The 7,153-nt window shown below is 31.2% G+C and carries 8 protein-coding genes; 6 read left to right on the top strand and 2 right to left on the bottom strand.

From position 1 onward, the window contains the following. Positions 1-330: 330 nt before the first annotated feature. The 3 genes from T367_RS24975 (at position 331) to T367_RS0118090 (ending at position 3,023) form a co-directional block, all read left to right on the top strand. Positions 331-501, top strand: a complete 171-nt coding sequence (locus T367_RS24975) for a hypothetical protein (protein WP_157454304.1) — start codon at positions 331-333, stop codon at positions 499-501. Positions 502-549: 48 nt separating this feature from the next. Continuing rightward, a complete protein-coding gene (locus tag T367_RS0118095; RefSeq protein ID WP_027421110.1) occupies positions 550-1,593 on the top strand; it encodes a hypothetical protein in 1,044 nt (347 codons plus the stop codon). Positions 1,594-1,748: 155 nt separating this feature from the next. Continuing rightward, a complete protein-coding gene (locus T367_RS0118090) occupies positions 1,749-3,023 on the top strand; it encodes a hypothetical protein (RefSeq protein ID WP_157454303.1) in 1,275 nt (424 codons plus the stop codon). 169 nt (positions 3,024-3,192) lie between these two features. Here T367_RS0118090 and T367_RS0118085 read toward each other — a convergent pair whose 3' ends face one another. Beyond that, on the bottom strand, positions 3,193-3,558 hold the full coding sequence (locus tag T367_RS0118085; protein WP_027421108.1) for a hypothetical protein: 366 nt from the start codon (positions 3,556-3,558) through the stop codon (positions 3,193-3,195). 486 nt (positions 3,559-4,044) lie between these two features. Between T367_RS0118085 and T367_RS0118075 the strand changes: the two genes are divergently transcribed. The 3 genes from T367_RS0118075 to T367_RS0118065 all read left to right on the top strand — a co-directional run bounded on the left by T367_RS0118075 (position 4,045) and on the right by T367_RS0118065 (position 6,799). Continuing rightward, complete coding sequence (locus tag T367_RS0118075) at positions 4,045-4,656, top strand: zeta toxin family protein (RefSeq protein ID WP_027421107.1); 612 nt, start codon at positions 4,045-4,047, stop codon at positions 4,654-4,656. An 81-nt stretch (positions 4,657-4,737) separates the two neighbouring features. Continuing rightward, entirely contained in the window at positions 4,738-5,898 is a 1,161-nt protein-coding gene (locus tag T367_RS0118070) for a tetratricopeptide repeat protein (protein WP_027421106.1), read from the top strand. Between the two features lie 208 nt (positions 5,899-6,106). After that, a complete protein-coding gene (locus tag T367_RS0118065; protein ID WP_027421105.1) occupies positions 6,107-6,799 on the top strand; it encodes a ferredoxin in 693 nt (230 codons plus the stop codon). A gap of 110 nt (positions 6,800-6,909) precedes the next feature. On the opposite strand, the gene T367_RS24290 is transcribed toward T367_RS0118065, so the two are convergent. Further along, positions 6,910-7,153, bottom strand: a 244-nt coding sequence (locus T367_RS24290; RefSeq protein WP_211252730.1) for a transposase, incomplete at its 5' end; no start/stop codon positions are given.

Below are 7,153 nucleotides of genomic sequence, written 5' to 3'. Positions count from 1 at the left end.
AATTAAGTGTGTAAGAACCATACAATTATACAGTTCAAATCAGACTGAACGAAGATGACATATCAACCATATATCACATTAAGATCTGATTTATTTTGAGTGGAATGCGTTAAAGCAAAAGGACAACCCAACGACTACAGTTTTTTGTCTGGAGCAAGTAAAAAAATAAAGCCAGACCAGATCAAAAAACTTGAACATAACAAGCGGTATACACCATAAACCTTTAAATAGACTTCAGATATATAAAAAATTTATATCTTCAGACCTATTTAAAGGTCTACGTCGCTATCGCTATGTATACCTTGATGTTAGCACAAATTTGAAAAACTTATGAAAGAAGAAAAAGATTCTAACAGTTCCGATTCAAAAGAAGAAAAAAAAGCAAATATCTATAACGTAGAATCTATTTATGACACATATTTCGAAAACTTGAATAGTGTCAAACTCTATTTTCATAAGTTTGGAAATTTAGCTTCTGGAGAAGACGCATCAATAAAATAAAAGTCGAAAGAATTTTTTGACCAAGCATTTTCCGAAATTAAAGAGGAAATGGAACTTGGTAAAAACAAGGATGAAGAAAATGACTCTTTATCAAAAGAGGAAGTGGAAACATATCTAACAAAGTTCGCCAGAAAATTAAAAAAGCAACCAAAAATATCACCAAGAAATTATGAAATCCTTTCTCGTAGTTCTTTCTTAATGCTTAATAATTATTTTGAATACTTAATCGCTGACCTTCTCAGTTATTATTACAATAAATTTAAAAACTCACTTAACGAAAAGGAATTTAAATTCACATTAAAGGAGCTTAATGAATACGACAGCATAGAAGAAGCAACAAAAGATTTAATTGTAAAAGAAGTAGAAAGCTTAATTATTGAAAAATCGTTTAACGAACTTCTCGAACATTTTGAAGATAAACTCTCTATTTCACTTGAAAAAGATTTAATAAAATGGAGTGAAATCATTGAAATAAGAGAAAGGAGACACTTAATAGTTCATAATTCATCTATTGTAAATAAGAAATACATTTCAAGAACAAAAAATCCTTTCAACTACCAAATTGGAGATATAGTTCATATTGATAAAGATTATTTTTTAAAATCTTGTTCTCAATTTAAACTTGCTGGACAGTTACTAATATTTAATTGTTGGGGAAATTGGGATAAAGACAATATTGATAATGCCATATTTCAAATAATGATACAAACTTTCGAAGATTTGAATGCAAAGAATTACGACCTTGTCTGCAAAACTTGTAAATATTCCGAGCAAATCGAACCGAAAAATGAAGACCAAGAAGATTATATTCTTCGCATTAAAGTTAACAATGCAATTTCTCTAAAAAAACAGAATAAAGATAGTGAGGTTAAAAAAGTATTAAAGAAAATAAAAGTTGGTACAGCGACACCAATTTTCAAAATTGCCCATAATATTTTAAGAGACAAACACGATGATTTAGAAGAGCTTTTCACTCAATCAATTATTGTAGACAAATTAAATCTCGATTCCTATTTAGAATGGCCGATTTTTGATTTCGTTAGAGAAAAAGAAGAAATAAATAAGAAACTAATAAAGATATTTGAGAATTAAAAAACTTGTGCTAACACCGTATATAATTTATTGCTAGTTCTAGCCTACTTACGAAAATCCTTGCGGATTTTCTATTCGGTTTGTATTTGCTAAATTAGGTGCTTAAAACACGCAACAAACCATATACAACAACGTTAGGCTCTATTAATATAAAAATGAAACGACTAATATTCTATTCAATTCTGATTCAATTTTGTTTTTTTACCGTTTCGTGCGCTCAGGCTCAAAATTCAGATAATGAAAAGCCAATGTTGGAGCGCAAGATAGCTTATCCAGATAGCACCACACATCTACCATATACTGTTCTTTGTTTTATCAATAATGCTCAATTACCAACCAACTCTGGTTGGCTTATGGATTATGATATTAAGAAAAGTCAGCAAAAGTCTCTTTTGATTATTGAAATGAACAGTAGTGAAATTATGGGTTATCAATATTCATCTGGCTCGGTTCAATTCGTTATAGAAGTCCCAAAATTCAATGATTCATTTGAGTTTGATATGAATTCTGATAAAATCAAAATCCATTTGATTAATAACTATGGAGGTTTCAAACCAAAAGATGAAGCTCCTACAGGGAAACTGACAATTAAAAAAGTAGAGGGTCAAGTAAAAATCTCAGGGAAGGTTACTTTAAAAAGGTCCAACCCTGACACCAAACAAGTGATTGAATTTAATGAAGATTTGATTCCTAATTTGAGCCTCAATGAGTTCTTAAAAGAAGCGAAGGAAAGAGAACTCAAAACGGAAGAAGATAGAGAGAAAATGGTTCAAATAATTACCAAATCAATCATTGAAGACAAAAGCCCAATCGTAGATAATCAAGTCCAACAATCAGATGAGAACCAAGAAAAAAGAATGCTTGGTCAAGAATTCAAACTTTCGTACTCAATTTATGGCCTTGGTTCGAGCAGAGGAAGGCCTTCTCGAGTAATAGTACTGGTACGTGACAGTATTTTAAATTATGGCGTAATGGAATTATCTCAAGAGGTTAGTTCAATTAGTTTTTCTACTGGAGATACCACTTTTAAAAAGAAACGTATATGGTATGAGGTTCCTTTTTCCCTGACCTCAAGAGATTCGATTATTAATTTAATGGACGGAAAGAAAGGGCAGTATATCTTTCATACAAATCCATATATAATGAGCGGAGCTATCACACAAATTTATATCGAGTATTCTGGTTGGTGCACTGATATGAGCTTAAAGAATGTGTACAACGAAACGGAAAATGCCATAGTTCGCATACTCAATCCATATTTACCGGAAGAATATAAACTTTATGAAACAAAAAACAATGATTGGAACGAAAACCAAAAGGAGCCTTTTATAAAAGTGTGCTCTGGTGAAAATAACAATAGCTATCTTGATATGCTAGGAAATGAATATGAATCGATTCGAACACAAAAAACAGAGCCTAACAAAAAATAAATATCAACGCTGCGCGCCGACAGCATAAATGCTTATATTTATTTAAACGTTATGCTTTATTGCGGTTGATCATAATTTGTAACTGAATACTTGAATGTGTATTTGTATATTGAATCTTAAGACCGCAGGTTTAAATAGTTAATTTGAAATATTACCTAGAGGGTAAACTTTATAAAAACGTTCTTAAGCTCAAAGATTTTCTTGTCGACTCCGAATCAATGACCGTAACACCTTCAATCATTCTCAATGAATAAATGTTCTCCTCAACGACAAATCGCCCTATTAAACCAATAGAATCCATTCCAAGGGTTCGTTCAAAAACCTCTACATAACTAGATACCACCCCTTCAAGTTCGAATATTATACATCCACTTGAATCGAAAAACCTAAACGTTGTAGTTGATCTGACATAATTTTTAATATGTTTTGTATCGCTCTCTTGAAATTGTAGAACTGAATCTTGAAGACAATTAACCTGAGAAAACCCTAGTATTGCAGAGATATTTATTAAAAGAAATAAAACTAACTTTTTCATGAATGCTATTTCAAATAAAACGTTCAATAGGTATCATTTATTGCTACTTCAACCCATTTAACGCAATCAGTAGACTATAAGAAAAAGATATATAAATGAAAAACTCTAAGCAAATCACTGCTTTCAAGTAAAGAATTTCACCTAAAAAGAGTGAGAATGATCCACCTCAGGCGGATGATTTCGCCCATAATGTGGAAGATTAAAGAATTGCGATTTGACCTGTGCAAGGCTTAATTGAATTGTTTTGATTGATCCGCTTATCTCGAATTGATTAATAAAACTCTAACAACACAAAGCTTTGAGCTTATTTCAATTTATCGTATCTTTGCTTTGTGGGAAATCATAACTCAATAGAAGAATTCTTGTCAGAACTTGCAAAAAAGTTCAAAAAAGAAATGCCTCGAATTAAAAAAGAAATCAAAATTTACGAGGAAAAATTAGCAGCTGGGCAGCTGATTAACAATCCTACTCCTGCACCTCAATTTAATGACTAAACCCAGGTTATTTGTCATAGCGGGTTGCAATGGTTCAGGAAAGTCTTCATTTGCAAACGCAATTACTCCGAATAACGTAGTATCTTTTGATTACGATAAAGAGTATTTGAAGATTTACAATTCAATGCGAGATTCTGAATTAAGAACGAAAATCTCCCATCATCAAACAAGAGCATTATTAGAAGATTCCGTTGAAAATGCGATTCGAAATAGATTAGATTTTTGTTACGAAACCAACTTCAATTCAACTCCAATGTTTTGGCCAGAACAATTTAAAACAGCAGGATTCGAATTAAACCTGTTCTTCTTTTGTTTAGACACAATCGAAAAGGCGAAAAAAAGGGTTCGTATTCGTGTTGAAAATGGCGGTCATTTTGTGCCAGACGTTCAGATTGAAGAACGTTTTAAGTTGGGTTATAAACATCTAAATGAACATTTTTCGCAATTTGACTTTATTCATTTAATGAACTCTAGCTTTTATAAAGAAGTCCCTCATCATATTTTATCTATCCATAAAGAAGAGGTTATTCAGCTTTCAGATTACCCCGATTTCCTTAATAATTTTGCGCCTAACTTTTCAAAGTTGATTGAAAACAAAGCATAACATAAAATAAATATCAGCGCTTCGCAACGACGCCATAAATGGCTATATTTATTCAACCGTTACCACACATTAAAAAGAACAATGAAAATACATTTAACATTAACAATTATCCTAACATTTCTGTTTGGAATTATAAATGCTCAAACGGTTGAGGAGTTATACAATAAAAGCGATTTTAAGGAACTTATTAAGTTTGCAGACAAATCGGAAGAATTAACAAAAGAGCAATTGTATTGTGTAGGTTATGCTTTTTTTCAACTTGAAAATGATAAAAAGGCTATTGAAATGTATGACAAAGCGATTGCCAAAGGTTTAGATGATGATAATATTTATCTATACAAAGGACTTTCATTAAGATATGACCAACAATATGATAAAGCGGTTGAAACATTCAAAATCGCAATTGATAGAAATCCAAAAGGACAAAAAAACTATACAGAATTAGGTAACACATTTTACTATCAAAAAAAACACGATTCTGCCTTGGTATATTTCTATAAAGCAAGAGAATTGGATTTTGAACTTGGCGACCCATATTTTAAAGTTCCAGATATTTACCATATTCAGCAAAACTTTACTAAAGCACTAGAAGAATATTATACAAGTGCTTCATTAATTAATAAAGAAGACCCGACTTATATTGAAATTTTAAAATCAATTGGATTATTAGAATATACTGTCACTAAAAATTACAGTAAATCAATCAATGCATATTCAGAAGTAGTTTCTCTCTCACCAAAGGATTATAATATTTATCCCAAATTAATTAAGGCATATTATGCTAATGAAAACTATATGAAAGGAGATAGTTTAATCGGTATAATGAAAGCAGAATACGAAAAAGGGACTTTACCTGAAGAATATCAAAAATATGGGAGTATTGCAATAGACGAATTTGAGTGGAATGGTCAAAAAGTAACAACTTATAAATCTTTTAAAGAAACTAAAGAAACCCTCGATATAATGTATAAGATTTATCTTTTAAGTAAAGATGGTAAATCTGTAGAACGGACTTTAATGACCGAAAAGACAATTCAAATTGGAGAAGATGGAGCTAAACATCTTTTGTGTGAAAGAGAAAAAAGTGGCGTTCATCATACTTATCCTTATGGTTGGTCTACAGATGATATTGACTATCCAAGTTTGAAAAAGTCTGTTATTCTTGTTTTGAATAAAGAAATGAAACCTTCAGCCTCTTCAAGTTTTGGTGTAAAATCTGACAAGAAAAAAAAGAAGAAATAACGTGTGGTAACAAAACCTATACGCAATGCGGGTTTTGGTAGTAAATTGAAAATTTGGAGCAATTAATGAAAACCGCTAAACCTTTGGTTTAGCTTTTAAAAATGAAAAGATAAAAACAAAACACAAAGCTTTAGCTAAGTGCTAGATTGAAAGTTCAGAGCTTTTAAATCCCGCACTGCGCATAGCCAAACGTTAGCAAACATTAAAAATGACAGATAATTCATCAAAAAAATATCCTTCACAACCTGAAAATGTTGGAGACTTTTATGTCACAAAAGATGAATGTATAACCTGTGGAGCTCCAGAAGCGGAAGCTCCTGATATTATTGAACACTCAAAAAAAGACGAATTCGGACAGTGTTATTTTAAAAAACAACCAGAATCAGAAACTGAATTAGACCAAGCAATTAAAGCTATGATGGTTTCTTGTGTTAGTGCATTGAGATATGGAGGTAAAGATGAAAAAATCATAAAACGTTTATATGAAAATGATATGTCTGACTTTTGCGATAATCCTCCCGATAAAAATATTGAGCCTATAATTAGAGATAAGATGACCTTTAATTTCGATGATAAAGACAACCAGCTATATCATCTATTAATAAAAAGATATAACTCGTTCCCTCCATATTATCGCTTTGAACATTATCAAAGTAATAAAAATAAGAAGATTGATATAATTAGAACTGTACAAAACGAGACATCGAAAATGAGAATTTGTTGTCAACACATAGAGAATAATTTTTATGAACTTATAATTGAAATTCAAAATAATAAGCAAAAGAATGATATAATTGGTTGGGCGATGCATTTACACGATTTTTCAAAAAAACACCTTCTAAATATAAAATGGTATAGTTTTCAAGATGGTTATAATAAAGAATATGTAAAGCCTTATTAAAAAACAACATTTGCTAACACTGGTAACCGTTGCACAACCCCACAATTCCATTAAAAACTGACTTCATTTTAGCCGTTTTAAGGGCAGTTTACTTTTGGGAACTTCTAATTTTAGTTTAAAATAAGTGGTATTATATCAAGGCTTTTCGCGTTTAGCAGGCCCTTTATTTCAAGAAAAAAGTTGGCAAGTGCTTTTGCCTCACTTTTAGCTAGTTTTTGAGTGAATTTCAGATATTTTTTGAGGTTGTAAGCCATGGCGGCGAGGTGCATAACTTTATTTGCTTGTTTAATACCTATTGTATTCACTTTTCTTAAGCCCATGAACTGAGTAAGTGTGCCAAAAACTGGTTCAACT

The organism is Crocinitomix catalasitica ATCC 23190, from assembly GCF_000621625.1.
GTDB lineage: Bacteria > Bacteroidota > Bacteroidia > Flavobacteriales_D > Crocinitomicaceae > Crocinitomix > Crocinitomix catalasitica.
This window is presented reverse-complemented; position numbering and strand designations above follow the sequence as displayed.